Origin of the sequence: Methylomonas lenta (genome assembly GCF_001644015.1) — a bacterium.
Lineage (GTDB): Bacteria > Pseudomonadota > Gammaproteobacteria > Methylococcales > Methylomonadaceae > Methylomonas > Methylomonas lenta.
The window spans coordinates 67,776-94,434 of record NZ_LUUI01000127.1 but is presented as its reverse complement, the minus strand read 5'-3'; the positions used below and the strand labels follow the sequence as shown (position 1 = coordinate 94,434).

Here is a 26,659-nt window from a genome sequence, read left to right as displayed (position 1 = left end):
ACCTCTTCCATAAACGGTCTCATACCGTTTTGCTTTTCTTCATCCCCCACAACCCATATGAACCTTACCGAGTTAAAACTAAAACAAGTCAGTGAAATTATTTCTATCGCCGAGTCTCTAGGGCTTGAAAATATCGATAGAGCACGAAAGCAGGAATTAATCTTTTCCATTTTGAAAAAACAGGCAAAAAGCGGAGAGGATATATTTGGTGATGGGGTGCTGGAAATTTTGCAAGACGGTTTTGGTTTTTTACGCACCCCTGGGTGTTCATATTTGGCCGGTCCTGATGACATCTACGTATCGCCGAGTCAAATAAGACGTTTTGGTTTACGTACCGGCGATACTGTTAGTGGCAAGATTCGTCCGCCTAAGGAAGGTGAGCGATATTTTGCGATGCTGAAAGTTGAAAGTATCAATTTCGAATCACCGGAACACGCAAAAAATAAAATATCTTTTTCCAATCTCACCCCGCTATTTGCCAATAAACGCTTTGTACTCGAGCAAGGCAACGGCACTAGTGAAGACTTGACTGCCCGCATCATCGATCTGATTGCTCCCATAGGCAAAGGTCAGCGTGGCTTGATCGTTTCGCCGCCGAAAGCCGGTAAAACCATGATCATGCAGGCTATCGCCCATGCTATCGCCGAGAAAAATCCCGACTGTTATCTAATCGTATTGCTGATCGACGAGCGTCCGGAAGAGGTGACAGAAATGGAGCGCTGTGTTCGCGGTGAAGTGGTATCCAGCACTTTCGATGAGCCTGCGTCGCGCCATGTGCAGGTTGCCGATATGGTCATTGAAAAAGCAAGACGCCTGGTTGAGCATAAACACGATGTAATCATTCTGTTAGACTCCATTACCCGTTTGGCGCGTGCTTACAACATGGTGATGCCATCCTCTGGTAAATTACTCTCCGGCGGTGTCGATGCCAATGCGCTGGAAAAACCCAAGCGTTTTTTTGGTGCAGCCCGAAACATCGAAGAAGGCGGTAGCTTGACCATCATTGCTACAGCATTGGTCGAAACCGGCTCCAGGATGGATGAGGTGATTTATGAGGAATTCAAAGGCACAGGTAATATGGAATTGCACCTGGAGCGCAAAATCGCTGAAAAACGTATTTATCCCGCCATCAACATCAATCGTTCCGGTACGCGTCGCGAAGAATATCTGGTCGATCCCGATGAATTGCAAAAAACCTGGATACTACGCAAAATTTTACAACCTATGGATGAACTGGCCGCATCTGAGTTTTTGCTGGGAAAATTGAAAGATTTCAAAACCAATGCCGAGTTCTTTAATTCCATGAAGCGTTAACCGTTTAGTCTTAACGATTCCTCCCAAAGCCATCCGACTTAATTGCTCGGATGGCTTTTTTTTTGATCATATGAAAATTTAGTTTACAAGCAAGACGACCGGTCGTATAGTAATCACATGTCGAATTTAAAACCCAAGCAATTCAAAAAAGATAGATTACTCGATCAAGGGGTCAATCTTTTATTGGAAAAAGGCTATCACGCTACCGGCCTGAAAGAGATTTTGGATGCGGTGCAAATACCTAAGGGTTCGTTTTACGCTTATTTTGAGAGTAAGGAACGTTTTGCTGCTGAAGCCATCTATCACTATATTGAGCCTTTCATTCTACGTTTGACGGGGCATTTACAAAACCCAGAACGGGATGGTTTGGCAGCATTGAAAGCCTACTACAGCGAATTGATAGGCGAAGTAGTCATAAGTGGATTTAAAGGCGGCTGTTTATTGGGTAATCTGATGGGTGAGATTGGAGATACCAGCCCGTTGTGCCGCGATGCATTATTGAATGCGGTTGCACGCTATTGTGAATTGCAAAAAATCGCTTTAGAGCGCGGTCAGCAGCAAGGCACGGTGCGATTAGATCGTTCAGCCAAATCGATGGCGGATTTGATGTTGAATAGTTGGCAGGGTGCTTTGCTTAGAATGAAGGTCGAGCAATCAGTAGAACCACTTAAAGATGTCTGTAATGATTTATTGGACGATTATTTCAAGGCCTAAGGACAGGCTGTACTGAGGGAAATCAATATCAATGCGACTGCCTAATTGGCAGTTTTTTAACCTCGGTCGACTAGACGACCGGTCAATTATTAGGAGATGCTAAATGCCAAAATACATCATAGAACGCGATATTCCAGGAGCCGGAAAACTGACTCCAACCGAACTGCAAGGCATTGCACAAAAATCATGTTGTATTCTGCATGAGATGGGGCCAAGTATTCAGTGGTTGCATAGCTATGTCACTGGCGATAAGGTGTATTGCATCTACATTGCAGACAGCGAACAAGCGATCCGCGATCATGCCGAAAAAGGTGGTTTTCCAGCCAACCGTATCGAGCAAATTACATCCATCATCGACCCGACTACGGGCGATTAACTTGTAAGGGCGAATGAAATCGACCCTACATCACGACAAATCCAATCTCGGGGAGAGAACACATGAACTTTAAACTCAATACCTTCAGCGCCGTGCTACTGCTCGGCACCGCCAGCCTATCTAGCAATGCCGACGAAACCTGCGCATCACCCTATATGGCAAAAATCACCGGGCAGGAAGATTTTGTTTACATCTGGACTTTAGGTTCGGAAGGCGTTGGCGACGAACAGGACAAACTGGTCACCGTCGATGTCAATCCAAAATCAGCCAAATACGGCAAAGTGATCGGTAGTCTATCGGTTGGCGGCCGTAACGAGGCCCACCATGCCGACTTTACCGATGACCGCAAATTTCTCTGGACCGGCGGCCTGGATACCAACAAGATCTTTATCTTCGATGTGGCGACCGACCCGGCTAAACCAAAATTGACTAAAACCATCACTGACTTCGTCGCCAAAAGCGGCGGCGTGGTCGGCCCGCATAGCTTTCATGCCCTGCCGGGACGCATAATTATTACCGCCTTGTCGAACAACAAGGATCACGGTGGCCGTACTGCCATCGTCGAATATAGCAACGCCGGCGATTACATCGCCACCTATTGGCTGCCAACCGACAGCAACCTGCAAGGCGCCATCAAGTCCGGCAAATATGCAGACGGTTACAATTACGACATTCGAGTGTTGCCACGCAAAAACATGATGTTGACCTCCTCGTTTACCGGCTGGTCAAATTACATGATGGACTTCGGCAAAATGTTGAAGGACCCGGAAGCCATGAAGCGTTTCGGCAATACCATGGTGGTGTGGGATTTACATAGTCGTCAGCCGAAAAAGGTATTGGACGTACCGGGCGCACCGTTAGAAATTCGTTGCGCCTGGGGTGAGAATCATGATTATTGCTTTACTAGTACCGCATTGACCTCGAAAATCTGGTTAATCCACGAAGACGATAAAGGCGAATGGCAGGCTAAAGATGTGGCGGATATTGGTGATCCAAGCAAGATCCCACTGCCAGTGGACATTTCCATCTCCAGCGACGACAAATCGCTCTGGGTCAACACCTTCCTGGATGGCATGACTCGCCGCTTTGACATTAGCGATCCCTATCACCCTAAACAAGTATTCGAGCAAAAAATTGCTTCTCAGGTCAACATGGTATCGTCCAGCTGGGATGGCAAACGCTTGTATTACACCTCGTCTTTATTGGCCAACTGGGATAAAAAAGGCGTGGATAACGAACAGTTTTTCAAAGCCTATAACTGGGATGGCAAAAAGCTGACCGAGCAGTTCTCGATTGACTTTACCAAGGAGAAATTGGGTAGAGCGCATCAGATGCGGTTTGGGGCCTATTCTTTGTACGGTAAGGCCGCTAAATCGTAAGTTTTGTTTGAATCCATCGTCTGAAATGGGTTCTTTGACCGTTTAGGCTCCACTGGACAAAGTAGTAACTATGTCCAGTGGAGAGATGCGGCTTAATCAATCGATGTCACGAAAGTGACACCTTACTTTAAGGGTAAGCAGCCATCATGAAAGTCACTTATATACTCGGCCTAATTTGTGTTCTAAGCATATCTGCAATTCAGGCCCAAGAATCCAAACCGCTAGCGCCTGGCTACAGCAATTTACCCTTTCAACCTGCAAAGCCTGGCAGCTACAACTTACCCATCATCGGCCCTGCCGCCGATGGTGAAATCCTTACTAGCGAAAGCAAATCCAAACATCTGCATGAACTGATGGGTGACAAGCTGGTATTACTCAGTTTTATCTACGCTACCTGCAGCGATGTCAACGGCTGTCCGCTGGCGACGCAGGTTTTGCATAAAATCAGTCGGCAGTTACAGAAACAGCCGGAATTGGCCGACAAGTTGCGCCTTTTGACTTTAAGCTTTAATCCGATTCATGACACGCCGGAAATGATGCGTCACTACGGCGAAGGTTTTAAAACAGCCGGCTTCGATTGGCAATTTTTAACCACCCGCGACGAACAGGCTTTGCAACCGATAATGGCTAACTATCAGCAAAATGTGCAAAAAATCTACGATGAGAAAGGCCAATTTACCGGTACTTTTTCACATTTGCTCAGGGTGTATCTGATCGACACCGACAAAAAAATCCGCAATATTTATAGTGTGGATTTTCTCCATGCCGATACGGTAATCAACGACATAAAAACCTTGCTGGCCCCGCCTGTCCCGCAAGCCAGCCCGCAGTCTGTCACTAATGAAATGCTTTTTCAGGCCGGCGATAACAAAAAAAACTATCAGCAAAAAGATTATCAGACACATTCATTGGCGTTGGAGCAACGCAAAGGCAAGCCAGCCAACTTGATCGAATATGCAGTAAAACCACCACTGGGCTTAGCGAAACTACCGTTGCCTGAAGACAATACGCTGACCTCTGCCAAAGTCGCATTAGGCCGTAAACTTTTTTACGACCGCCGGTTATCGCTAAACAATACTTTTTCCTGTGCCATTTGCCATATCCCGGAACAGGGCTTCAGCAGTAATGAAATGCGCACGGCAGTCGGCATAGAAGGTCGTAGTGTACGCCGCAATACGCCATCTATATATAACGTTGGCTACGCGAAATTGTTGTTTCACGATGGACGCGAGAATAGTCTGGAGCAACAGGTTTGGGGGCCATTATTGGCACATAATGAAATGGCTAATCCATCCATCGGTTATGTAGTGGATAAGTTGAAAAACAGTGCGGATTATCGAGGCCTGTTCGAAAATGCTTTTAACAAAGGCCCAACTATGGAAACCATAGGCCAGGCATTGGCAAGCTATCAGCGAACTTTAAACTCCGCCGACTCAGCATTTGATCGCTGGCATTTTGCTAAGCAAAATAACGCAATCTCAGATGAGGCTAAACGGGGTTTTGAACTATTTACCGGTAAGGCTCGCTGTAGCAGTTGTCATAGCATAGGTGAAAAATCAGCGCTGTTTACCGATCAAAAACGCCATAACACGGGCATTGGCTTTAGGGATGCCATGCAAAAAACACCCGATAAGCAGCGTGTGCAATTAGCGCCAGGTGTGTTTGTGGATGTTGATAACGATAATCTGAAAGCTATCGCTGAAACCAAGCCTAACGATTTGGGCTACTACGAAATCAGCCAAAACCCGATCGACCGTTGGGCGTACAAAACCCCGTCCTTACGTAACGTGGCGTTGAGTGAACCGTATATGCATAACGGTTCACTATCGAGTCTAAAGGAGGTTGTGCAGTTTTATAATCAGGGCGGTATCGCCAATGAAAATTTGTCGCCGCTGATTCAGCCGCTGGGTTTGTCGGATGCGGAAGTCACTGATCTGGTGGCATTTTTAAAATCGCTCACTGGCAGCAATGTCGATGTTTTAGTGTCTGATGCGTTTGCTGCCCCGGTTGGCGATAGCCATTAAAATTTAATTCAAAGCAGCGTGTATGTCTACACGCTGTTTTGATATATCACCGACTGACAGCTATTTATCGGTGTTAATAAATTATTTCGCCAGCAGACCAGTTATATGTGGAATAAAACTTTTCTCATTGACGAAAGTGATGTCATACATTTTTGTCAAACCCAATACTTGTTCGTCGCTAATACCCAAAACCATCAATAAAAAATTTTCTTTACTAATATCCAGTCTGCTGCGCATTTTGCTGTACTTTTCGATAAAAGAACGAAATTCGCCGGACTTGCATTCGATAAATACCGGGATTCGGCTATTCAGCAGGAAAAATACATCGACTTCATACTTGTCGTCATTGGCGAATTGGATATTGAAATTTCTCAAACACGAGAATAGGCCTTTGCTTTCATAGCAATGCTTTAATAGCCGCATAAATACATACCATTCCAACCATTCGCCATTAAAGAAGCGCACGATAGCCGGAATAGTCTGTAACGTCAGGTGCACTCTTTTCTCATTTTTATTATAAAAATACTTGGCAACAAATGAGAAGTCATACAAGTTTCTACAAAACCTAGTAATGATTTTGATGTCATTCTGGCTATAGTTACTCAGGTTTAAAACCACAGAGCTATAGTTATTTCTTTGAGTCTTTCTGATTTTATCCAGAATATCTTGCAAAACGTTGATATTGTCACCGAGTTCGACAGCAACTTCATCATAAAACCCTTGAGTATCTATGGCTTCATGATTGACTTCAACCTGAATGTTTTTACGTTCAAACCAACTGATAATCGGTTTATATTGCATGCTGTTACTCATTACAGCCGTATTATGCAAATCCAGGTCTTCGATTTTGGTGAGGCGAGATTCCGCTGGGCCGGTCTCCAAATCAGAGCTACCGGATTGCTCTAAACTACGATACTTACTTAGTAGGACGCTGTATTTGTCTATCAGTTTTTTTGCAAATACAACGGTGTCATGAATAGCTGCTGCTTTTTCACAGACAGGACATTTCACCGTCTTGCCTATATGTTCGTTAGAAACTTCCCTTAAGTATGAGCAATTATTACAGCGAAGAATTGCCATGTAAAACCTTCCTGACTGAGCTTAAAAATTGAGTACGTGCGTAGGCTGGGCACATTACACCTGCTAGCCTCTGTTATTAGCGAATTGGTTCGAGTTTAGAAGCTTGCGTTAAGTGTAGTCATACCTTCAGCGAGTTCAATATTGTAAGCTGACTATTTAAGCCAAGGGTGGGCACGCTTTTTGTGCCCACGCGGATTAAAGCTATTATCTCCAAACGGTGGGCAGAAAAACATTGCCCACCCTACATGAAATATTGAAGCTGTGGGTCGATAACGATTATTCACTATCAATTCTACAAACAGATTAAGTAATATTCCAGCACAGTTGCAAATATGCCTCCCATTCAGATTTTAAGAATCAAAGCCAATCGGTTTTTTTTTCACTAATGGTGGCATCCGACAGCACTAGACGTAATCTCAGTCCGGCTGAACGCTATGCTTCTGTAAATTATTAACGTCTTTGCCATCCGGATGGGGTTTGTACATATTGACCAGATGGAGTTTGACCAATGACTTTTTGCGCGGTTAGCCGGGCAACTTCGTCCACCGGCACGCCATTTTTGGTGGCAATGCGTTGATATTCCGCCTGACGCTGAGCATTGATGCTGTTGACCAAGGCTTTTACATCGCCTGCTGCATTGGGGTTAACCAAGCCTAAATAGCCATTCATTTGTTCGCCCACCAGTCCGGCAGCTTTAACTTGCGCCAAATCGGCCGCGCTAGCCGGCAGAGCGGTTAACCAAAAGCTTATAAATAAAGATACCAAAATCAAGACATTATGTTTACTTTTCATGGGTTACTCCTTTAAAACAGGTCTTTATTACTGGTAATCAATTCGTCCACGTCTTTTTCAACCTTCAAGCGGATTTCGTGTTCGATTTTGACGTTCATGGTGATTTCTATCGGTTTTTCCGGTGCTTCCAGTCGGACAGTTGGTGAGCACCCTAACAGGAAGTAAGCGCTCCACAAGATGCCCGCAGCGTTTGCTACGCTCCATTTCATTGTTGTCTCCGCACCGCATTAGGCGGCATCGATTGATAAGCCCCATTCTGGGGTTTTTATTCAGGGTTTGCCGGCTTTTTTGAACTGCTCCATGATAGGCTGGGTAAAATCACCAGCCAAAATGCCTTTTTGCAAAAGCTCCGGCAGCTGACCGCTTAAGTTTAAATTAAAAGCCACAGGATACCCCGACAACACATTCGGGTTTTTGCCTTCCACCCGTAAACCCAGTTCATAACCGCCTGTACGGTTGTAATTAAAGGTGGCTTGCAACTTATGGTACAACATATTCCTTAAAGCTTTGAATGCGATGTTCTCATCATCCGCGACCGGGCCTTGATAACGCAACACGCCTGGATGCGTACCATTTAGGCTGCCGCCATGTACTTCAATACTATCCATGGATAATCTTAATGGCAGCTTACCGCTGATAGTACCGGTGCCCGATAATTCAGGAAAGTTTAGGCTATCCAATAATTGCGCCAAATCCAGCTTGCGCACGCCCAGCGTCAAATTAAAGGGCGGCTGATTGATGTTCACGCTATCCGGCAGAATCTCCAGTAGGCCACCAAATATGGGGAATGTCGCGCGTTCCAGCGTTAATATTTGATTTTTCTGCTTGGCTTTTACTTGCAGATTGTGGATTGTGGTTTCCTTGCCTAATTGAACTGTGGGAACATCGGCAGCCAAAACTAAGGATAAATTTGCAATATCATGCTTGATATCCAGACGGATATAGCCATCATTTATCCACACAGGTCCGGCTGATACATCTATCTGATACGCTTTTAAATAAGCCTCACTTTTTAACGGTGCAGATGGCTGCCAATTGATTCGATAGGTGCCCATGATATTACCGGCTGTAAATTGCCAGCTATTGACCGCATCAGGTAGCCATGACTTAATTAAACTTATAAATTCCGCAGCGGCCAAATCCAGATGTCCATCCAGTTTGATTTGGGTTTTGCCGCTGTTGAAAGCGATTTCAGTACTGCTTAGATATTCTTGATTACGCGTCAGCAGCAAGCGACCGTTTATATTTTCCAAATTGTCGCTTGATTTAGCGGTTAAATTCAGCTGCATAGCGGCGATATTAAAATTAGCCTGAGCAAAAGACGATGCAGCCAAATCAGTTCGTATCTGTGCTGGCAGTAAGCTGCTGCTGGTCAGCCACTGTAAAAAAGCACTGGCATCGGCATCCAGCGTGGCCTCAGAATGGCTTTGATTCAGTTGCTGAAAATTTAGGACAAAAGTCTTTTTGCCGCCGATTTGGGTTGCTGTCAGTTTGGCCTCATGAAAGTCAGGGCTGAGTTGAAGCTGAATTAATTGCTTGCCATCATCAAGCGTCAGCAGTTGCGGCTTTTCCGGGGCATAATCTGCTGTTAGATGACCGATAAAACTGACTAGCCCCCAAGGCGTGTCAACTGCAAGATCGAGATGGTCGATGCTTAGTTGCCTAAATGGTAATACGGGCACTGTTGAATTGGTTTTGTCGGTTTGAGCAAGTTTATCCGTTGGCAGATAGGCGAGTTTGATATTTGCTTTGTTTATATTGAGGGATTCAAGCTTGGCGGCGTTTAAATCGTAATGGGCTTTAATATCCCCCATATCGACAGATAGCAAGCCAAAAGGAGTCTGCAAATCAAATTGCAGGGTCGACAATTGGGCCTGCTTGAAACCAAGCCAGGCAACCGACAGCGATGGGGTTGATGCCGGCAAAATCTGCTGCAAGCTCCATTGCATAATCGCGGCACGCTGCCACCAAACACCCGCTCCCGTCAACAGCAAAAACAAACCAAAAACTGCAATGAAACGGTATATCTGGCCGCGTGCTTGGGTTTTTTGCTGTTTAGAAGCGGGTTGATTTGCGGACATAAATCGCCAACAGGCTGGCTAAGTAATTATAGCTTCACCACCTGACCAGTTGCTGCCGATTCCAGCGCAGCGACGATTACCTGGCAATTTTCTCGGGCATCGTCCAGGGACAATTGCGGTGCTTTATTATTAAGGATGCAATCGCTAAAGTGCTCGATTTCCAAATTAAAATGATTGGATGCCGGTAAACGTTCTTCTGCCTGCCGACCATCTTCCGTCCACCAGGAAATCACCGGCACATCGCCTGGCAATTGCCACACTACATGGCATTTTAGCCCACCCTGTGTACCAACGATTTCGTATTCGCAGCGGCGAGCCCGTTCAAAACTAAAATCAAATTGGGCGAATTTCCCGTCACCATAATCCAGAATGCCGCTGGTAGAAATATCGGCGCCGCTTTCCACATATTTGGCCATTGCTGTGACGGCTAACGGCGGTTGATCAAAAAACATGCGTAGCGAATGAATTGCATAACAACCAATATCCCACATGGCGCCACCGCCGTGATTAACATCATCGGCCAGACGATACATTCTGGCAGGACGCATCATAAAGGAAAAACTGGCGCGCACAGAACGGATGTCGCCTATCACGCCGGAGTTTAAAAGCTCTCTAACGCGGGTATGTTGCGGATGAAATCGGTACATAAAGCCTTCCATTACCGTGATTTTATGCTGGCGGGCGGCGGTTTCTATGGCATCGATGTCAGCTACCGTCAAAGCCATGGGTTTTTCGCATAACACATGTTTACCATGCGCGATGGCGCGTAATGCCCATTCAGCATGTTCGCCATTGGCCATGGGTAGATAAACAGCTTGCACATCGGGATTGGTCAATAATGCGTCCATATCATCATAGGCATGAATACCTGGATAACAGGGCGCGTATTTAGCCAGGGTTTCTGCTGCAGCCCCAGGGCGGCGACTGGCAATGGCAATCAGTTCTGAATTGGGTGCCTGCAAAATTGCCGGCAACAGACGTTCGTTGACGCGCGCGGCACCCAATATGCCCCAACGTAGTTTGGCTTGATGGTTCATGGCGGTAATCTCCTGGTTGTTTTAATTCTCGATGTTGGAGTTTGCAGGCTAGATTACGCTGAGTCAAACCTAAACAAGTTTAAGATGAGATGTGGAATTGGTTTTACATAGCCTAGCTGAATTTGTGAGGTTAATAATGTCAGTCTTTCTGACTGTCTTGCGGACAGGGTTACGGCTAACCCCAAAAACAATAAGCAAGTAAATGAAATTTGGCTATAATCAGTCATGATAGTTATTTTTAAAGTATCGCCGATGATGTTGATTTATCGCCACATTTTATATTTGCCGATGCTGCTTTTGGCTTTGATACTGTCAGGCTGCGCAACCAGCGAAAAAACGCCGCCTAGTGTGCGCTTACCGATGGGGTTGGGCAATATACGCGCCGTAAAAGATGTTTTGCAGCTGCAAGGGCAGCCATATGTTTGGGGTGGCCAGTCACCGCAAGAGGGTTTTGATTGCAGTGGCTTGGTGGTGTATGTCTATAACCGACAGGGTTTGAGGCTACCACGCACGGCGAGGTCACTGGCCGAGCAACTGCCCGAAGTCAGCATCGACCAACGCCAGCCCGGTGATTTACTGTTTTTTAATACCGACAGACCTTTTTCTCATGTGGGTATTTATGTCGGTAACGACCAATTTGTACATGCTCCCAGCGCTCGCACCGGACATGTATTGATGTCCAGCTTGCAACAGCCTTATTGGCGGGAACGCTTTATTGCCGTGCGTCGCCCATTACGTTCGCAGGCATTGTCACTGGATGCAATTGACAGACATTATTGCAGTCTGGGCTAGTTTATCTAAACCACTGTACAACAGCGGCTTGTTCTTGGCGGGTTTTAGGGCGTGCCGGCGCAGCTTTCCGATAACCAAAAGCCACTAAATAAGCCAGGCCCCAGGCATTTAAATCGATAGCCATTTCTGCGGCTAACACTTTTTGCAACCCTGCTTGTTCAAAGCCTTCAATCGGGCAGCTATCAATACCTATCATCGCGGCAGCAGTCATCATGTTAGCCAGGGCAAGATAGGTTTGTTTGCCACCCCAGTCTGTCATGGCTCGCTCGGATTCCAGTAAGGCAAAATCTTCTGCCTGGAATTTTTTTAAAATCGCCGTGCGAGCTAACGCAGCATCTTCCGGGAATTTTTGCACTTGCCGCATAAAGCTCTGTACATACTCGCTGTCGTAGCGCATAAAGCCTGTCTTACGGATTAGCGTTACGATGACATGGCTGGCGGTGGGTAGCTGTTTCTGTCCACCCCAAACGTGCGGCAACATTTTTTGCCGCAAAGTTGGATTTTGCACCACCAGAAATTTCCAAGGCTCCAGGCCGAACGAGCTGGGTGATAAGCGGGCAGTTTCCAGAATAAACTCAAAATCTGCATCGCTTATGCTGCGTTCGGCGTCAAACTCCTTGCAGGCATGCCGAAACAAAAAAGCATCGATGATAGCTTGTTTGCTGATACTCATGGCTTATAAGCTGTCGCCCACTTCAGTCTGATAAAACGGCCATTTTTTAACGTGCAAATACTTTCTGATGGGGGTTTTAATCACCGATACGCACAAGGCAATCGAGAACAAGCACCAGACGGCGCAATATTCATTAGGGTCGTTCGTGGTGACATCGGAAATCCAAGGCCCAATCAAATAATGGAAGCCCACGAAGCGCCAGGAGCCGTAAATAATAGGCAGATAAAACGCCGCCAAAATATATGAAAACGCATGTAAGCCCCAGTTAAAGCCAAACAACCATTCGACGGGTTGCGACATCAAGCCATTCAACGGCATCTGCCAGGCAATATGCCACTCGCCGGAAACTGAACAGGTTTGCGCACCACAAAAACCTTCCACACCCTGAACGCATTCGCCGGCCCAGGCAAACGGATACATTTTGATTAACATCGCTATCGAACTTATGGAACATAAGGCGTAGACGGTCGTGCGTATCTTTAATTTAACGCTTTCCGGGATGAAATACATTGCCACCATATTGACGAAAAATGGCTGGAAGGCAATGTGTAAATATCCCAGCATGGTCAACACCTGATTATTGGGGTTGTCGCACAAGTTGATATAAACATAAGTGAGAGCTTGTAATAACTCCATCAACGAAAAATACGTTAACGGAATCCACAGTTCTTTAGACTCGCCTTTATAAGCCACATACACGGCCGTTGTTAACCCCACGGCGGCTAATACACCGGACGCTTCTCCACTCCAACACATCGCAATACCCTCTGTAATTATTATGATTATTAATCTGGGTGATAAGCCCACAAAAGCGCGGAATTATCCCATAAAAAGCCGGGACTTTGACTGTGTTTTCCTGGGCTTAATACAAACCATCCGATTAAGCCGGTTTTGTGTCTGCGGATTCCACTTAAAGTGCATCGTTAATGATCATAAAGTTGCACATCGGTCATATGCAGAAGGCAAGTATTTCGGGAAGAGTGTGTTATTTTGGAAAGCTAGGGCGGTATCAAAAAGCTCGGTTTGTCCGGCTGGCGGATGGGTGGATTATTTGCTGGTCGATCAAAACCGTCTGAATTCATTGTTATCGCTGCAGAAACTCATTACCCTTTTAGGAATATCCGATGACCGAACCGAGTCCGAATGAAATTATGGCTGCCTACGCCGCCAATGCGGTTAATTTCGCCCAAAGCAATTTTCGCATATCACTTGATTTTACAGTTGAGAGCATGGAGCAAGTCGAAGCGCTAGCCAATCGGCTGTTTTATACTCGTCCCAAAGGCTTCATAGCAAAACTGTTTCGCAAAGAGCCATCGGAAAACGACGTGCAAGATGTTTGTAAAATGCTCGGCAGCTATATAGGCGAGGTATATCGCCAGAACAAGGGGGGCGAATGGCAAATCAACCATGATCAACAAGCTATCGGCTTACTGGACGGTGAAGCCTGGATTTTCCCGCTTGCCAAAGTACTCAAGCGGCTTACAAATGGAAAAAAGGATGACTTGACGGTGTATTTTTCTGAAATCAGTGAATAGCCCGCGTAGGGTGGATAAGCTTGCGTCATCCGCCGAATAAAATAAACTTATGCCATGCCAAACTATCGACGTAATCGTGTTCCGGGCGGAACCTATTTTTTCACGGTTAACTTGCTCGAACGGAAATCGACATTGCTGATCGGGCATATTGCCGAGTTGTGAGAAGCTGTGCGCATTGTTCGGAAAAAACAGCCGTTTCATATTGATGCCTGGGTGGTTTTACCCGATCACATGCATACGATTTGGACATTACCACCCGACGATGATCGGTATTCTGATCGATGGCGAGCAATTAAAAAGGCGTTTACTAAAGCAATTCCGAAAACCGAATATCGCTCTCAAGTTCGGATAGCCCGACGCGAGCGAGGGATATGGCAAAGGCGGTTTTGGGAGCACACGATTAACGACGAAAAGGATTATGCCGCCCATATGGATTACATTCATTACAATCCGGTCAAGCATGGCTGGGTACAAACGGTTAAAGAATGGCCTTATTCAAGTTTTCATCGCTTGGTCAAAATGGGTATTTATTCATCGAATTGGGTAGTTATGGATTTGGAATCGTTCGAAGCGGGCGAAAGGGAAAATTAATGGCTTTTGATCGGCGGATGGCGCTTCGCTTATCCGCCCTACGGCCCTACACGTGCTAATTCAAGCAATTATATAGGTAACTATATAATTGCTTGTTATCCTCTTCATACAAATTGAATATTTTTAGTTATGGCAGAAAAACTTACAAAATTTCATGATGCAGTTCAGTCATTGAAGCTATATCGTCGTGCGGAACTTCCGGGACAAGATGATGATGCTGAGGTAGTAAAAAAACTATATGTTGATCCTCTGCCAAATGATTACATTTTTGAAACTGTTTTAAGGCCTAATACAACATTTATTATTGGAAGGAAAGGTACTGGCAAATCAACAATTTTCCAAAGATTACAATACGAGATTAATAAGGACAAGAAAAAAACCTCTGCATATATAGATATTAAAACTATCTATGAGTCGTCGCAAGTTGATAATGCTCTATTTGAAAAAGTAGCTAGCCAAGATATATCGCTTCCAAAGAAGGAAATCGAAAGAGTACTTTTACTTAAGACTTTCATCGCCGCTTTAGTAAGCGAAATAAAAAACGAACTCATGAAGAGAACGCAAAGTTCATTCTGGGAAGCTGTTAAAGAAGTATTCTCAGGTAATCTGACTGAGCTTTTTGAAGATTTAGACGAGCTTATTGAAGAAATAAGCCAAGATTCTTTTATAAGTGTACTAGGTGTAAAGAAACTAGATGCAAAGTCGCAAGAGGAATCGTCATATGCCGACGAATTCAAAGCTTCAGGAATGGCAAAATTAGCAAACCCAGATTTAGAGGTAAGGGTTGAGGGAAAGAAATTAGATGCTGGTAAAGCAACATCTGAAATTAATTTTTCCGATATTCTTATCAAGGTGTTTAATGTGAAAGAACTGCTTGCAAAGTTGAAGGCAGTTCTTGCTACCTTAGGAGTGAGAAATCTATACATTTTAATAGATGATTTTTCTGAGTTGCCTGAGGATGCTATGGAGGTGGTTGTTAACTTGCTACTAGCTCCTCTTAACAACTGGTCAGAGGAGTTTATTAAATTCAAAGTCGCCGCTTATCCTGGTCGCATATATTATGGTGAGATTGATAAGACAAAAATAGATGAAGTTTATCTAGATATTTATAAGCTATACGGTACATCTGATGTTTCTAGCATGGAAGATAGCGCAATAGAATTTGTAAAAAGGTTAGTAGCGACTCGTATTAAAGTTTACAAGGCTGGAAAAATTGAAGATTATTTCGATACTGACTCTGGCGAGATTTGGCGGATACTTTTTTACGCTTCGATGGGAAACCCAAGAATAATTGGATATCTATTGCATTATTGTCATGAATCACATCTCTTATACGAAAAAAAGATTGGTGTAAGGGCGATTCAACAGGCATCACGAAAATATTATGAAGAGAAAATAGAAAGCTATTTTTCTATGTCAAAATTCCTTCATGAATCATTTGGTGAGAAGTCTTCAATTTATGGTCTTAAAGAGCTACTTGAAATATTAGTAACTAGGGCAAAAGAATTACGACAACATAGTTCAGCAGTCTTTGATGCAATAGATGGACGGCCTCCAACCAGTCATTTTCATGTGGTTGTATCTTTTGAAACTATTTTAAGAACTCTTGAGTTAAACTTTTTTCTTACAAAATACTATGAAATGAGTGATAGAGATGGAAGAAAAGTAACTGTATATGTATTGAATTACGGTTTGTGTCAAAAATATACAATTAATTTTGGAAGGCCGAGTGGAAAGCGGGAGTTTAGGCTCTACTTTGTAGAGCGTGTTTTTGATTATTCACCGCTTCTGCAAAAATATATGGCTAGTAATCAAGAAATTGTTTGTAATGGCTGTGGATATAAATATGCTCTGGAGGATCTTGAAGCAATAAAATGGAACAAGATGCGTTGTCGAGAATGTGATACAGGGACATGTGAAGTAGTTAATTTATCTAGAAAGTATGAGAAAGAGCTTAGAGATATAGATAAATCGTTACTGTTACCCGGAGCAGAGTTGGGGATTTTGCAAACTCTTCATCTTGAAAAGAATGAAATGTATGCCGTCGAGATTGCAAGTGAGTTGGACTGCTCTTATCAGTTAGTTGGGAAAAGAGGTAGATTCCTACATGATAAAGGGCTAGTAAATCGTGCCAAGAACAGTAATGGTCGCCGAGTTTTTGGGCTAACAAAGTTAGCTGAAGAATCGTATTTTTCGGAGGATGAAAATAGTGATCTAAATGTTCCAGACTAATAAAGAGCGGCGTTTGGTTTTTATAGCTGACTAAACCATAATCTTTGTAAATGGAGCAAGGCCGGTAGGAGCAGATTTTGTATATTCAATGAAGCCCTTAATAGAGATATATTCGATTCTTCCAGCCAGTCGGCATTGAGGGCATTACTGATAGTGTAATGCGCCGAATGATTAACGCCAACTTGTGGCGCAATACATCTGCGCCTATTGACGCCCTACTTTTGCAGCATGCGGCTTTGCGAATAACCCCACTCAACGCCTAATCTTGTAACCTGATTTAAACACCCACCAGACAAAGGTCAGGCAGACGATCAGAAAGCCGCATGTCATGCCTATGCTCATGACCACATCCACATCGGCAACGCCGTAGAAGCTCCAGCGAAAGGCGCTGATCAAATACACTACCGGATTGAATAGTGAGATTTTCTGCCATACCGGCGGCAGCATGTTGATCGAGTAGAAGGCGCCGCCGAGGAAGGTCAGCGGGGTGACGATCAACATCGGTATCACCTGTAGTTTCTGAAAACTATCCGCCCATAGGCCAATGATGAAACCGAACAAGCTAAAGGTTATGGCAGTCAGTAACAGAAAGCCCATCATCCACAGCGGATGCGCTATCTGATAGGGTACGAAAAAGCGCGCGGTGGCCAGAATCAGCAAACCCAACAGCACAGACTTGGTCGCCGCCGCCCCGACATAGCCAATCAGCACTTCAATCCAGGACACCGGGGCCGATAGCAGCTCGTAAATAGTGCCCGCCCATTTGGGCATGTAGATGCCAAACGAGGCGTTGGAGATGCTCTCGTTCAGTAAACTCAGCATCACCAAGCCGGGAATGATGAAAGCGCCATAACCGATACTGTCGATATCGCCCATCCGCGAACCAATGGCTTTGCCAAACACAATAAAATACAGCGAGGTAGTCAATACTGGAGCGGCGACGCTTTCCAATAGGGTGCGAAAGGTGCGGGCCATTTCAAAACGATAAATCGCCCGAATACCGTAAAAGTTCATGCCGCTGTCTCCTTTGGTCGGTGCACCAGGCTGACAAAAATATCTTCCAATGAGCTCTCTCTGGAACGCAAATCTTTGAATTCGATGTCTTGTTCGGCCAGGGCGCGCATTAACTCGGCTATACCGGTTTCTTCTTTCTGGGTATCAAAGCTATACACCAGTGCCTGACCATTGTCGGCCAGTTCCAACGACCAGGCGTTCAGGTTGGCCGGGATGCCGGTCATGGGTTGGCGCAGCGTCAGTGTCAGTTGCTTTTTGCCGAGCTTGCGCATCAACGCCTGTTTACCTTCCACCAGGATCAACTCGCCTTTGCTGATGACACCAATTCGGTCGGCCATTTCTTCAGCTTCTTCGATGTAATGCGTGGTCAGAATGATGGTAGTGCCTTGCGCGCGCAGTTCGCGAACCATGCGCCACATGTCGCGGCGCAACTCCACATCCACGCCGGCACTAGGTTCATCGAGGAATAGTATCGCCGGCTCATGCGCCAGCGCCTTGGCGATCAGTACTCGCCGTTTCATGCCACCTGAGAGTGCCATGATTTTCTGTTTGCGCTTGTCCCACAAGGACAGATCACGCAGCACTTTTTCCAGGTAAGCCGGATTGGGCGGTTTGCCGAATAAGCCGCGGCTGAATGTGACCGTGGCCCACACCGACTCAAAGGCATCGGTATGTAATTCCTGCGGGACCAAGCCAATAGTGGCCCTCGCCTTGCGGTAATCACGGACGATGTCGTGACCATCGGCGATGATGGCGCCGGAACTGGCATTGACAATGCCGCAGATGATGCTGATCAGGGTGGTCTTGCCGGCGCCGTTGGGGCCGAGCAAGGCGAAAATTTCACCTCGTCGGATGTCCAGGTTGATATTTTTCAACGCCTGGAAACCGCCGGCGTAAGTCTTGTTAACCCCACGCACGGACATAATGGGGGCGACATTATCGGCGGACAGGCTTGCCGTGGGCAGTGTGTTCATGGCTGAATATGATACATAGTAGCGTTTGGGTAGACTTTTATTGTCGAATTTGCAGGACAATCGTTACATGACTGCGGGTTTGCAGGCAAGATTATCCTCAGCTTGAATGGCGACGCCAGGGCCGTAGGATGCGGTAAACAACGTGCACCGCATCGTTCGCGATTGGTGCGGTTCGTAAACTCACCACACCCTACGCCTGCTTTGGCCTGGACATTTGCCATTGGCACTTTGGTTTCGTCTGGCTTTTTGGCCATTTTCAGTCGATTGGGTGCTGCGGAAGTGATGGCGCTTAGTTTTTCTAAAGGCCATGTACAGTCACTTTTTAGTAAAAACGGTGGCTGAAAAGTTTACTTCATGTCGCTGTATTTTCGCTTAGTATAAAAATCCCGCTAAGCCGGATAGCTTACGGGATTGTGTGTGTTTCCGGATGTCTTAGATATCTTCTTCGGATGATTTATCGTCATCCGCGGACATGTCGGAAATTTCTTTTAAACGAGCCACGGCTTTGAAGTTGATGCTGTTTTCAGGATATTGACCTTCGGCATTCATGCTGCCGGCTTCATGATTCATCAATAGGCTGAGCGCTTCGTCGACATTTGATACGGAGTAGATAGTGAACAGCCCCTGCTCCACCGCATCGATGACCTGTTGATTCAGCATTAAATTCGGTTTGTTGGAGCTGGGTATGATGACGGCTTGTTGGCCGGTTAAGCCACGCGCTTTACATAAACTAAAAAAGCCTTCAATTTTTTCGTTGACCCCACCTATGGCCTGTACTTCACCATATTGGTTGATAGAGCCTGTCATTGCGAAACCTTGTTTGATGGGTAGCCGGGTCAGTGCTGAAATCAGGCAGCACAACTCGGCCAGCGAGGCGCTGTCACCATCGATATGGCCATAGGATTGTTCCATGGCAATACTGGCGGAAATAGCCAGCGGAAATTGCTGGGCGTAGCAGTGTCCGAGATAGCCGCTCAAAATCATCACGCCTTTGGAATGTATCGGCTGACCCAGCTCCACTTCCCGTTCGATATCGACTATGCCTCGTGAGCCGGGGTGCACAGTGGTCGTGATCCGGGCTGGCGCGCCAAAGCTGCTGCCGCCTATGTCCATAACAGTCAGGCCGTTGACTTTGCCGATAGCCTCGCCGTCGGTGTCGATCAGGATGGTGCCCTCCAGCATTTCTTCTAAAATTGCTTCGGCGATGCGGCCGTTGCGTTGTTCGCGGGCGGACAGGGCTAGCTCGATTTCAGTTTTGTCAATGTTGGTGGCGCCAGTTTGGCTGGCCAGCAAATTGGCTTCTGCAATGATTTCCAGGCAGTTGTTGACGTGTGCCGACAATCGATTCTGGTTTTCAGCCAGCCGGCAGCTGTGTTCAATCAAGCGCAGTAATGCAGCATCGGTGAGTGGCTTGGCGCCAGCGTCACGTGTATGCATGATCATCAGTTGGGTGAATTGAGCGATATGATCCGGGGTACGTTTAATCTGGTCGTCAAAATCGGCCAGTACCCGAAACATCTCGTTAAATTCGCTATCCATTTCTTCCAATAGATAGTAAATATCGCGTGAGCCAACCAGAATCACTTTGACGTTAAGCGGTATGACTTCCGGTTTGAGGGTGATGGTGTTGATGCCCAGTTCGGAGTATGGCGATTCTATTTCGATGCGGCCTGCTTGTAGTGCGCGTTTCAAGCCTTCCCAGACAAAGGGGTAGGTAAGGATTTTTTCGGCGTCCAGTATCAGGTAGCCACCATTGGCGCGGTGCAAGGAGCCGGGGCAGATGCGGCGATAATTGGTAACCAGGGTGCCTTGATCGCTGACATACTCAATGCGGCCGAACAGATTTTGATAAATCGGATGCGGTTCGTAAATTACGGGCGCGCCATTGGCGTCATGCTTGCAGTCGAGCAGAATGTTGGGCAGGTATTGCTCAGTCAACACTAGACGTTTAGCGATACTTTCGCGACTTTCCTGGCTGCGGCTAGGCATCAGAAAATCCGTGATGGTATTGCTGAGGTTTTTCTCGACTTCCGCCAGATAAGTAATCACATCGTCAACGTTTTGGTACTGCTCGTTGAGGTCGGTAAACAAAGGTCCCAGGGCTTGTTTGATGGTGTCATTATCCAGTTGGCGCAATTCTTCCACCAAGGTGCGGCGCCATTGCGGTAATTCCAGCAGTACATTACCTAAATATTCTTCCAGCTCTTCTGTGTGTTTATGAAAGGCCTCTCGCTCAGCCTGCGGCAGCAAGGTGAATTGATCTTCGTCCAGCGCCTTGTCGTTGCGAATCGGCAGAAAAGTTATAGTGTCGCTGTCACGGTAAAGCGCTACGCTCATCTCGCGTGATTTGCCGTCAACCAGATCGATGGCGGCGTTATATTGTTGGTTGAAGCGACGCTCGATTGCCGTTTTTTTCTGCTGATAACTGGGGCTTTCGAATGCGGCTGGAAATGTGGCCAGAATATTGTCAATCAGCTTTTCAATCTCTTTGCTGAAATTGTGCCCTTCACCTGATGGTAGTTCGATAGCCACCGGTTCTCGTGGGTTGTCGAAATTATCGACATAGGCATACGATAATGGCGACTCTTGTTGCTCGGCATAAGTTGCCAGGTAATGGCTAACCATAGTTAAGCGACCGGTGCCGGGTTCGCCCATCACGAAAATGTTATAGCCGGGTGATTTCATGTCCACGCCAAATGCTAAGGCAGATTGGGCGCGCGACTGGCCGACTATGCCTTGATGTCTCGAGGCTTGGGCTGAGGTCAGTTCGCAAAGATCGATAGCAAGCTTTAGGGCTGAAGGCGGCAGTTTTAAATGTTCCAGCATAGGGGTATTTATTTTTTATCCGGCATTTTCAGTAGATGACGCATGCGCTCTACTTTGGTTGTTAAGTAACCGAGGTTGTCGAGATGTATATGCGTTTCGATGGGGATGCGATCGTTAACCTGGATACCCAGTTTGGTCATTTCATCGATTTTTTGCGGATTGTTGGTGATCAAAGCAATCGAATGCACTTGTAAACTATTCAAAATCAAAGCTGCAATATCGTATTCGCGCTCGTCGGCCAGATGGCCCAATTTGATGTTGGCATCGACGGTATCGAGGCCTTGGTCTTGCAGATTGTAAGCTTGCAGTTTTTTTAGCAAACCAATACCGCGGCCTTCCTGGCGCATATAAATCAATACGCCACAACCAGATTGATTGATCAAATCCAGCGCCATGTCCAATTGTTCGCCACAATCGCAGCGGCGTGAACCAAGTACGTCGCCGGTAAAGCATTCGGAATGAATGCGCACCGGTACGTGATCTTTGCCAGCGACTTCGCCTTTCACAAAAGCCACGTGTTCTTTATTGTCCAGGCTGTTGCTATAGTAGTGGAGGGTGAAATCACCGTGTTTGGTGGGGATTCGGGTTTGTACTTTATCTTCTATCGTTGCTTTCACAGAAATTGAAATCCTTAGTGCGCGGCTTAAATTGGAAAAAGCCTACGACTGCATGGATGCAGGAGGTAGGGCAACGCAGGGAGCGGTTGCCGAGAGCCTTTCTCAATCATCACGTCCGAAACGATTGAGAAAGGCTCAAGGCCTGAATGTTTAGCTTTACGTTGATATTTGCGTTTATCGGCAAAAACCAGCGCTTTATTGAAGTGGTGGGCGAATTTTGCCACCGGGTTTTTTAGGGCTAAGTTATCCAGGCCCTTGGCTTTGTTTTGTTTTCTCATGCTTTTTTCTCCATAAGCTATTAAAATAGCAAATTATCCCGAACCGTTTATTTGAACATAGATTGCCTGTGAAATTCCAGAAAGACTTTGATGTGATTGTAGTAGGTGGCGGTCATGCTGGCACTGAGGCGGCCTTAGCCGCGGCGCGAACCGGTGCGCAAACCTTGTTATTGACGCAAAACATCGAAACTTTAGGTCAAATGAGTTGCAATCCAGCTATCGGTGGTATTGGTAAAGGTCATCTGGTTAAAGAGATCGATGCCTTGGGCGGCATCATGGCGAAAGCGATTGATAAAGGCGGCATACAATTTCGCATTTTAAATGCCAGCAAAGGTCCTGCAGTGCGCGCGACGCGTGCTCAGGCGGATCGCATGCTATATAAGCAGGCGGTACGGACTGCCTTGGAAAACCAAGAAAATTTGGCTTTGTTCCAACAAACCGTGTCGGATTTACTGGTTGAAGGTGAGCGGGTTGTTGGGGTTAAAACCCAAATGGGGCTGGAATTTAATGCCAAAGCCGTTGTGTTGACTGCCGGTACTTTTTTGGCTGGCCGCATTCATATTGGTCTGGAAAATTATAGTGGTGGCCGCGCCGGTGACGCTGCATCGGTTGCCTTAGCGGAACGTTTACGGGAGTTACCGTTTCGCATTGACCGCTTGAAAACGGGTACTCCGCCACGTATTGACGGTCGCACTATCGACTATAGCAAATTACAAGAACAGCAAGGTGACACGCCGCTGCCGGTGTTTTCCTTTATGGGTAAGCGCGAGCAGCATCCGCGGCAAATTTGCTGTCATATTACGCGTACCAATAGCGAAACCCACGACATTATTCGGGCTAATTTGGATAGATCGCCGATGTACTCCGGTATCATTGAAGGTGTGGGGCCGCGCTATTGTCCCTCTATCGAAGATAAGGTCGTGCGTTTTGCCGAGCGTGATTCGCATCAAATTTTTGTTGAGCCGGAAGGTTTAACGACAAACGAAGTCTATCCCAATGGCATATCAACCAGTTTGCCATTTGATGTGCAATACCGCTTCATTCGTAGCATGCTTGGTTTTGAAAAGGCTGAAATTATTCGCCCCGGCTATGCCATCGAGTACGATTTTTTCGATCCGCGCGACTTGAAAACATCGCTAGAAACCAAGCATATGCAAGCCTTGTTTTTTGCAGGTCAGATCAATGGTACGACCGGTTACGAGGAAGCAGCCGCGCAAGGTTTGATCGCCGGATTAAACGCCGCACGGTTGGCGCAAGATTTAGAAAGTTGGTGTCCGGGTCGTGACGAAGCCTATATCGGTGTGATGATCGACGATTTAATTACTCAAGGTACCGCCGAACCTTACCGTATGTTCACCAGTCGAGCCGAATACCGTTTGCAATTGCGTGAAGACAATGCTGATTTGCGCTTAACGGAACAAGGTCGGGCGATGGGTCTGGTGGATGACGCGCGTTGGCAGCGTTATGAAGAAAAACGCGAAGCGATCGATAACTTGCAAGGCAAACTAGCCAAAAAATGGATTAGAGCGGAAACCGATGAAGCGGCACTGGCTGAGCAGTTGTGGGGTAAAAAACTGTTGAAGGAAGCCAGTTTGATGGAAATGCTGCGGCGTCCGGAAGTGGATGTCGACAATCTATTGCGTTTTAGCGATGAAACCGAAGTTGATGAGCAGGTGGCTGAACAGGTGGCGATACAGGCCAAATACGCAGGATATATCGACAGGCAGCAAACTGAAATCAATCGCACTCAGCGTTACGAGCATCTCAAGTTGCCAAATAATGTCGATTACAGCTTGGTATCAGGTTTGTCGAATGAAGTCAGCGAAAAACTGAAAAAGCAGCGCCCGGAAACGTTGGGACAGGCTTCACGCATTCCTGGCATCACGCCGGCGGCAATTTCTCTGCTGTTGGTGCATCTTAAAAAGAAAAGTGCTTGATGGATAGTTGTCGCGTTAAACTGCAGCAAGGCCTTGTTGCTTTAAATCTGCCGGTTGATGATGTTCAGCTGGAAATGCTACTAAGTTTTATCAAGCTGATTGAAAAATGGAACAAAGCTTATAATCTGACCGCAGTGCGTGATCCGCTGGAAATGGTCAGTCTGCATTTACTCGATAGTCTAGCCATTTTGCCGCATATCAAGTCACCACGAGTGGCCGATATTGGTACCGGTGCCGGTTTGCCGGGCATACCGCTGGCAATCTGTATGCCGGAATGTCATTTCACTTTAGTCGATTCCAATTCCAAGAAAACCCGCTTTGTACAGCAAGCGGCTTTGGAATTGCGCTTAAAAAACCTGGATGTAGTACATAGCCGAGTGGAGCTATTGAAGCCGCAAACGTTATTTTCGACGGTGATCTGTCGCGCATTTGCCAGTATGGGCGATATTCTTAACTTAACCGGGCATTTATTGGCTGACGATGGTCTGTTGTTGGCAATGAAAGGTCAAATGCCGGCAGAGGAATTGCAAGCATTAAGTTCGGATTACACTGTTGTACCCCTCGTGGTGCCAGGCATTGATGCTGAGCGCTGTTTAATTCGTTTGGAGAAAGCTCAACATGGCTAAGATTATCGCGATAACCAATCAAAAAGGTGGTGTAGGTAAAACCACAACCAGCGTTAATCTTTCGGCGGCTTTTGCAGCCACTAAGCGGAAAGTGTTGTTGGTTGACCTGGATCCACAAGGTAATGCAGCCATGGGTTGTGGTGTCAATAAAGATGAAATTGAATATTCCAGTTGCGAATTGCTACTGGAAGAAGTGCCTATTTCGGAAGTTATTATTAAAAATAAGCTGCTGGGTTTTGACTTGATTCCCGGTAATGCCGATCTCACCGCGGCCGAGGTGCAGTTAATGAGTGTGCAGCACCGGGAGCGGCGTTTGGCGGATGCGTTATTGCCCATCAAGGAGCAGTACGATTACATATTAATCGACTGTCCGCCTTCGTTGAACATGTTGACATTGAATGCGATGGTCGCTGCGAATAGTGTTTTGATTCCTATGCAGTGCGAATATTACGCGCTGGAAGGCTTGTCATCGTTGATGTCCACTTTGCGAAACATCCGCGATACGGTAAATCCGGGTTTGGTTTTAGAGGGTATATTAAGGACCATGGTGGATAATCGCAGTCGCTTGGGTAAGGATGTGTCGGATCAGTTGATCGAATATTTCGGCGATAAAGTGTTCCGTACCACCATTCCACGCAATATTCGCTTGGCCGAGGCACCCAGCCATGGTGTGCCGGTCATGACATATGACAAATCATCACGCGGCGCAGTGGCTTATATTGCTTTGGCCGGTGAAATGATCAGAAAAGCAAAAGCAGCAAAATAATGATACAGAAAAAACGTGGATTAGGCCGTGGGTTAAGTGAGTTGCTGGGAGAGGTTTCTAAGCCTGCGCAGGAAAAAACTCATGAGGTACAAACTTTGCCGATAGAATTTATGCAGCGAGGTAAATACCAGCCTCGCAAAGACATGGACCCGGAAAAGCTGAAAGAGTTATCTGATTCAATTGCTGCCCAAGGCATTATTCAGCCTATTATCGTGCGCAAGATAGCCCCGGATAAATACGAAATCATCGCCGGCGAGCGGCGCTGGCGTGCTGCTCAGTTGGCTGGTTTGATCGAAGTGCCCGTGCTGGTCAAGGATATTGATGATAAAGCGGTAATGGCCGTCGCATTGATCGAAAATATTCAACGGGAAGATTTAAATGCGCTGGAAGAAGCGGAAGCGCTGCATCGATTGCTGGACGAATTTGAATTAACTCATCAACAGATCGCAGAATCAGTTGGCAAATCACGCACTACCATCACTAATCTATTGCGACTGTTGGATTTGGCAAATGAGGTAAAGACCATGATGAGTCGTGGTCAACTGGAAATGGGGCATGCTCGCGCGTTGCTTGGATTGGAAGAGGCCAAGCAAATCGAGATCGCTCATAAAGCCATCAAGCAAAATCTCAGCGTTCGCGCTGTCGAAAAGTTGGTTCGAGAGCAAAACGAAGAAAAATCAGCCGTGATTAAAAAAATTGATCCGGATACCTTGCGGTTGCAGCGTGAATTAAGCGAAAAAACCGGGGCAAAAGTCGAAATCAATCATCAGGGCAACGGTAAAGGCAAGTTGGTGTTTAGTTACACGAGTCTGGAAGAGTTAGAAGGCATTATTAAGAAGATTAATTAGTAGTGGTCTGTGTGTTTTGTCGTTTGATGTCGCTAAATTGTTTGGCTTTGTAATGCTTGCTACAAGTGTTTTAATTAATAAATCAGTAAATACAATAAGATGTAACGGCATGGATTTTGCTGAACATTAAACGCTTTAGCTGTTGGGTGGTGG

The 26,659-nt window shown here is 46.2% G+C and carries 25 protein-coding genes and 1 pseudogene; 14 read left to right on the top strand and 12 right to left on the bottom strand.

From position 1 onward, the window contains the following. Positions 1–57: 57 nt before the first annotated feature. The 5 genes from rho (at position 58) to A1359_RS15760 (ending at position 5,807) form a co-directional block, all read left to right on the top strand. Positions 58–1,314 carry a transcription termination factor Rho gene (gene rho / locus A1359_RS15780; RefSeq protein ID WP_066985215.1) on the top strand — a complete coding sequence of 419 codons (1,257 nt, stop codon included), beginning with the start codon at positions 58–60 and terminating at the stop codon, positions 1,312–1,314. 117 nt (positions 1,315–1,431) lie between these two features. Then, complete coding sequence (locus A1359_RS15775; protein ID WP_066985212.1) at positions 1,432–2,028, top strand: TetR/AcrR family transcriptional regulator; 597 nt, start codon at positions 1,432–1,434, stop codon at positions 2,026–2,028. A 103-nt stretch (positions 2,029–2,131) separates the two neighbouring features. After that, entirely contained in the window at positions 2,132–2,404 is a 273-nt protein-coding gene (locus A1359_RS15770) for a DUF4242 domain-containing protein (protein ID WP_066985209.1), read from the top strand. 62 nt (positions 2,405–2,466) lie between these two features. Beyond that, on the top strand, positions 2,467–3,783 hold the full coding sequence (gene mtoX / locus A1359_RS15765) for a methanethiol oxidase (RefSeq protein ID WP_066985206.1): 1,317 nt from the start codon (positions 2,467–2,469) through the stop codon (positions 3,781–3,783). Between the two features lie 146 nt (positions 3,784–3,929). Then, the gene (locus tag A1359_RS15760; RefSeq protein WP_066985203.1) at positions 3,930–5,807 is read left to right on the top strand and encodes a cytochrome c peroxidase; all 1,878 of its coding nucleotides are present in this window, start codon (positions 3,930–3,932) and stop codon (positions 5,805–5,807) included. 81 nt (positions 5,808–5,888) lie between these two features. Here the strand turns inward: A1359_RS15760 and A1359_RS15755 are convergent, their stop codons facing one another. From A1359_RS15755 to A1359_RS15735, 5 genes are all read right to left on the bottom strand, one after another. Beyond that, positions 5,889–6,887: a hypothetical protein gene (locus tag A1359_RS15755; protein WP_066985200.1), complete on the bottom strand. Its 999-nt coding sequence runs from the start codon at positions 6,885–6,887 to the stop codon at positions 5,889–5,891. A gap of 450 nt (positions 6,888–7,337) precedes the next feature. Beyond that, positions 7,338–7,679: a YdbL family protein gene (locus tag A1359_RS15750; RefSeq protein WP_066985197.1), complete on the bottom strand. Its 342-nt coding sequence runs from the start codon at positions 7,677–7,679 to the stop codon at positions 7,338–7,340. Positions 7,680–7,690: 11 nt separating this feature from the next. Next, a complete protein-coding gene (locus A1359_RS15745; protein ID WP_066985194.1) occupies positions 7,691–7,888 on the bottom strand; it encodes a YnbE family lipoprotein in 198 nt (65 codons plus the stop codon). A gap of 60 nt (positions 7,889–7,948) precedes the next feature. Further along, positions 7,949–9,760 (bottom strand): intermembrane phospholipid transport protein YdbH family protein, encoded by a 1,812-nt coding sequence (locus tag A1359_RS15740; RefSeq protein WP_066985191.1) that lies wholly within the window; start codon positions 9,758–9,760, stop codon positions 7,949–7,951. A gap of 26 nt (positions 9,761–9,786) precedes the next feature. After that, positions 9,787–10,797: a Gfo/Idh/MocA family protein gene (locus A1359_RS15735; RefSeq protein WP_066985188.1), complete on the bottom strand. Its 1,011-nt coding sequence runs from the start codon at positions 10,795–10,797 to the stop codon at positions 9,787–9,789. 225 nt (positions 10,798–11,022) lie between these two features. Here A1359_RS15735 and A1359_RS15730 point away from each other — a divergent pair, with 225 nt between their 5' ends. Next, positions 11,023–11,589, top strand: a complete 567-nt coding sequence (locus A1359_RS15730; RefSeq protein ID WP_066985184.1) for a C40 family peptidase — start codon at positions 11,023–11,025, stop codon at positions 11,587–11,589. 1 nt (position 11,590) lies between these two features. Here A1359_RS15730 and A1359_RS15725 read toward each other — a convergent pair whose 3' ends face one another. Continuing rightward, positions 11,591–12,262 (bottom strand): NAD(P)H-dependent oxidoreductase, encoded by a 672-nt coding sequence (locus A1359_RS15725; RefSeq protein ID WP_066985181.1) that lies wholly within the window; start codon positions 12,260–12,262, stop codon positions 11,591–11,593. 3 nt (positions 12,263–12,265) lie between these two features. Then, entirely contained in the window at positions 12,266–13,018 is a 753-nt protein-coding gene (locus A1359_RS15720; RefSeq protein ID WP_066985176.1) for a DUF5765 domain-containing protein, read from the bottom strand. A gap of 368 nt (positions 13,019–13,386) precedes the next feature. Between A1359_RS15720 and A1359_RS15715 the strand changes: the two genes are divergently transcribed. The 3 genes and pseudogenes from A1359_RS15715 (at position 13,387) to A1359_RS15705 (ending at position 16,620) form a co-directional block, all read left to right on the top strand. Continuing rightward, on the top strand, positions 13,387–13,797 hold the full coding sequence (locus A1359_RS15715) for a hypothetical protein (RefSeq protein ID WP_066985173.1): 411 nt from the start codon (positions 13,387–13,389) through the stop codon (positions 13,795–13,797). A 54-nt stretch (positions 13,798–13,851) separates the two neighbouring features. Further along, positions 13,852–14,388, top strand: a pseudogene (locus tag A1359_RS15710) (REP-associated tyrosine transposase). 129 nt (positions 14,389–14,517) lie between these two features. Next, positions 14,518–16,620: an ORC-CDC6 family AAA ATPase gene (locus A1359_RS15705; RefSeq protein WP_066985170.1), complete on the top strand. Its 2,103-nt coding sequence runs from the start codon at positions 14,518–14,520 to the stop codon at positions 16,618–16,620. A gap of 252 nt (positions 16,621–16,872) precedes the next feature. Here A1359_RS15705 and A1359_RS15700 read toward each other — a convergent pair whose 3' ends face one another. Together A1359_RS15700 and A1359_RS15695 are read right to left on the bottom strand one after the other, a co-directional pair. Further along, a complete protein-coding gene (locus tag A1359_RS15700; protein WP_066985167.1) occupies positions 16,873–17,634 on the bottom strand; it encodes an ABC transporter permease in 762 nt (253 codons plus the stop codon). Next, positions 17,631–18,608 (bottom strand): ABC transporter ATP-binding protein, encoded by a 978-nt coding sequence (locus tag A1359_RS15695; protein ID WP_066985163.1) that lies wholly within the window; start codon positions 18,606–18,608, stop codon positions 17,631–17,633. The genes A1359_RS15700 and A1359_RS15695 overlap by 4 nt, the downstream gene beginning before the upstream one ends. Before the next feature lie 201 nt (positions 18,609–18,809). On the opposite strand from A1359_RS15695, the gene A1359_RS23255 reads away from it, so the two are divergent. Beyond that, positions 18,810–18,950, top strand: coding sequence for a hypothetical protein (locus A1359_RS23255; RefSeq protein ID WP_157200572.1), 141 nt, complete (start codon positions 18,810–18,812; stop codon positions 18,948–18,950). Between the two features lie 90 nt (positions 18,951–19,040). Here A1359_RS23255 and A1359_RS15685 read toward each other — a convergent pair whose 3' ends face one another. The 3 genes from A1359_RS15685 to A1359_RS15675 are packed head-to-tail and all read right to left on the bottom strand — an operon-like array spanning position 19,041 to position 22,329. Further along, positions 19,041–21,434 (bottom strand): Lon protease family protein, encoded by a 2,394-nt coding sequence (locus A1359_RS15685; RefSeq protein ID WP_066985157.1) that lies wholly within the window; start codon positions 21,432–21,434, stop codon positions 19,041–19,043. Positions 21,435–21,442: 8 nt separating this feature from the next. Then, a complete protein-coding gene (gene ribA / locus A1359_RS15680) occupies positions 21,443–22,051 on the bottom strand; it encodes a GTP cyclohydrolase II (RefSeq protein ID WP_066985154.1) in 609 nt (202 codons plus the stop codon). A gap of 26 nt (positions 22,052–22,077) precedes the next feature. Then, a complete protein-coding gene (locus tag A1359_RS15675; protein WP_232322277.1) occupies positions 22,078–22,329 on the bottom strand; it encodes a DUF7230 family protein in 252 nt (83 codons plus the stop codon). A gap of 68 nt (positions 22,330–22,397) precedes the next feature. Here A1359_RS15675 and mnmG point away from each other — a divergent pair, with 68 nt between their 5' ends. The 4 genes from mnmG to A1359_RS15655 are packed head-to-tail and all read left to right on the top strand — an operon-like array spanning position 22,398 to position 26,506. Beyond that, on the top strand, positions 22,398–24,266 hold the full coding sequence (mnmG, locus tag A1359_RS15670; protein WP_066985282.1) for a tRNA uridine-5-carboxymethylaminomethyl(34) synthesis enzyme MnmG: 1,869 nt from the start codon (positions 22,398–22,400) through the stop codon (positions 24,264–24,266). Next, positions 24,266–24,892, top strand: coding sequence for a 16S rRNA (guanine(527)-N(7))-methyltransferase RsmG (gene rsmG / locus A1359_RS15665; protein ID WP_066985151.1), 627 nt, complete (start codon positions 24,266–24,268; stop codon positions 24,890–24,892). Before mnmG ends, rsmG begins: the two co-directional genes overlap by 1 nt. After that, on the top strand, positions 24,885–25,658 hold the full coding sequence (locus A1359_RS15660; protein ID WP_066985147.1) for a ParA family protein: 774 nt from the start codon (positions 24,885–24,887) through the stop codon (positions 25,656–25,658). The genes rsmG and A1359_RS15660 overlap by 8 nt, the downstream gene beginning before the upstream one ends. After that, the gene (locus A1359_RS15655) at positions 25,658–26,506 is read left to right on the top strand and encodes a ParB/RepB/Spo0J family partition protein (protein ID WP_066985144.1); all 849 of its coding nucleotides are present in this window, start codon (positions 25,658–25,660) and stop codon (positions 26,504–26,506) included. The genes A1359_RS15660 and A1359_RS15655 overlap by 1 nt, the downstream gene beginning before the upstream one ends. Positions 26,507–26,659: the final 153 nt, after the last annotated feature.

Coding starts and splice junctions, on each gene's coding strand:
- A1359_RS15750 (WP_066985197.1), bottom strand. CDS start 7,679: ATGAAAAGTAAACATAATGTCTTGATTTTGGTATCTTTATTTATAAGC.
- A1359_RS15675 (WP_232322277.1), bottom strand. CDS start 22,329: ATGAGAAAACAAAACAAAGCCAAGGGCCTGGATAACTTAGCCCTAAAA.
- rsmG (WP_066985151.1), top strand. CDS start 24,266: ATGGATAGTTGTCGCGTTAAACTGCAGCAAGGCCTTGTTGCTTTAAAT.
- mtoX (WP_066985206.1), top strand. CDS start 2,467: ATGAACTTTAAACTCAATACCTTCAGCGCCGTGCTACTGCTCGGCACC.
- A1359_RS15760 (WP_066985203.1), top strand. CDS start 3,930: ATGAAAGTCACTTATATACTCGGCCTAATTTGTGTTCTAAGCATATCT.
- A1359_RS15660 (WP_066985147.1), top strand. CDS start 24,885: ATGGCTAAGATTATCGCGATAACCAATCAAAAAGGTGGTGTAGGTAAA.
- A1359_RS15685 (WP_066985157.1), bottom strand. CDS start 21,434: ATGCTGGAACATTTAAAACTGCCGCCTTCAGCCCTAAAGCTTGCTATC.
- A1359_RS15705 (WP_066985170.1), top strand. CDS start 14,518: ATGGCAGAAAAACTTACAAAATTTCATGATGCAGTTCAGTCATTGAAG.
- A1359_RS15725 (WP_066985181.1), bottom strand. CDS start 12,262: ATGAGTATCAGCAAACAAGCTATCATCGATGCTTTTTTGTTTCGGCAT.
- A1359_RS15755 (WP_066985200.1), bottom strand. CDS start 6,887: ATGGCAATTCTTCGCTGTAATAATTGCTCATACTTAAGGGAAGTTTCT.
- A1359_RS15695 (WP_066985163.1), bottom strand. CDS start 18,608: ATGAACACACTGCCCACGGCAAGCCTGTCCGCCGATAATGTCGCCCCC.
- A1359_RS15745 (WP_066985194.1), bottom strand. CDS start 7,888: ATGAAATGGAGCGTAGCAAACGCTGCGGGCATCTTGTGGAGCGCTTAC.
- A1359_RS15740 (WP_066985191.1), bottom strand. CDS start 9,760: ATGTCCGCAAATCAACCCGCTTCTAAACAGCAAAAAACCCAAGCACGC.
- A1359_RS15655 (WP_066985144.1), top strand. CDS start 25,658: ATGATACAGAAAAAACGTGGATTAGGCCGTGGGTTAAGTGAGTTGCTG.
- A1359_RS15770 (WP_066985209.1), top strand. CDS start 2,132: ATGCCAAAATACATCATAGAACGCGATATTCCAGGAGCCGGAAAACTG.
- A1359_RS15715 (WP_066985173.1), top strand. CDS start 13,387: ATGACCGAACCGAGTCCGAATGAAATTATGGCTGCCTACGCCGCCAAT.
- A1359_RS15775 (WP_066985212.1), top strand. CDS start 1,432: ATGTCGAATTTAAAACCCAAGCAATTCAAAAAAGATAGATTACTCGAT.
- A1359_RS15700 (WP_066985167.1), bottom strand. CDS start 17,634: ATGAACTTTTACGGTATTCGGGCGATTTATCGTTTTGAAATGGCCCGC.
- rho (WP_066985215.1), top strand. CDS start 58: ATGAACCTTACCGAGTTAAAACTAAAACAAGTCAGTGAAATTATTTCT.
- A1359_RS15720 (WP_066985176.1), bottom strand. CDS start 13,018: ATGTGTTGGAGTGGAGAAGCGTCCGGTGTATTAGCCGCCGTGGGGTTA.
- A1359_RS15730 (WP_066985184.1), top strand. CDS start 11,023: ATGATAGTTATTTTTAAAGTATCGCCGATGATGTTGATTTATCGCCAC.
- A1359_RS15735 (WP_066985188.1), bottom strand. CDS start 10,797: ATGAACCATCAAGCCAAACTACGTTGGGGCATATTGGGTGCCGCGCGC.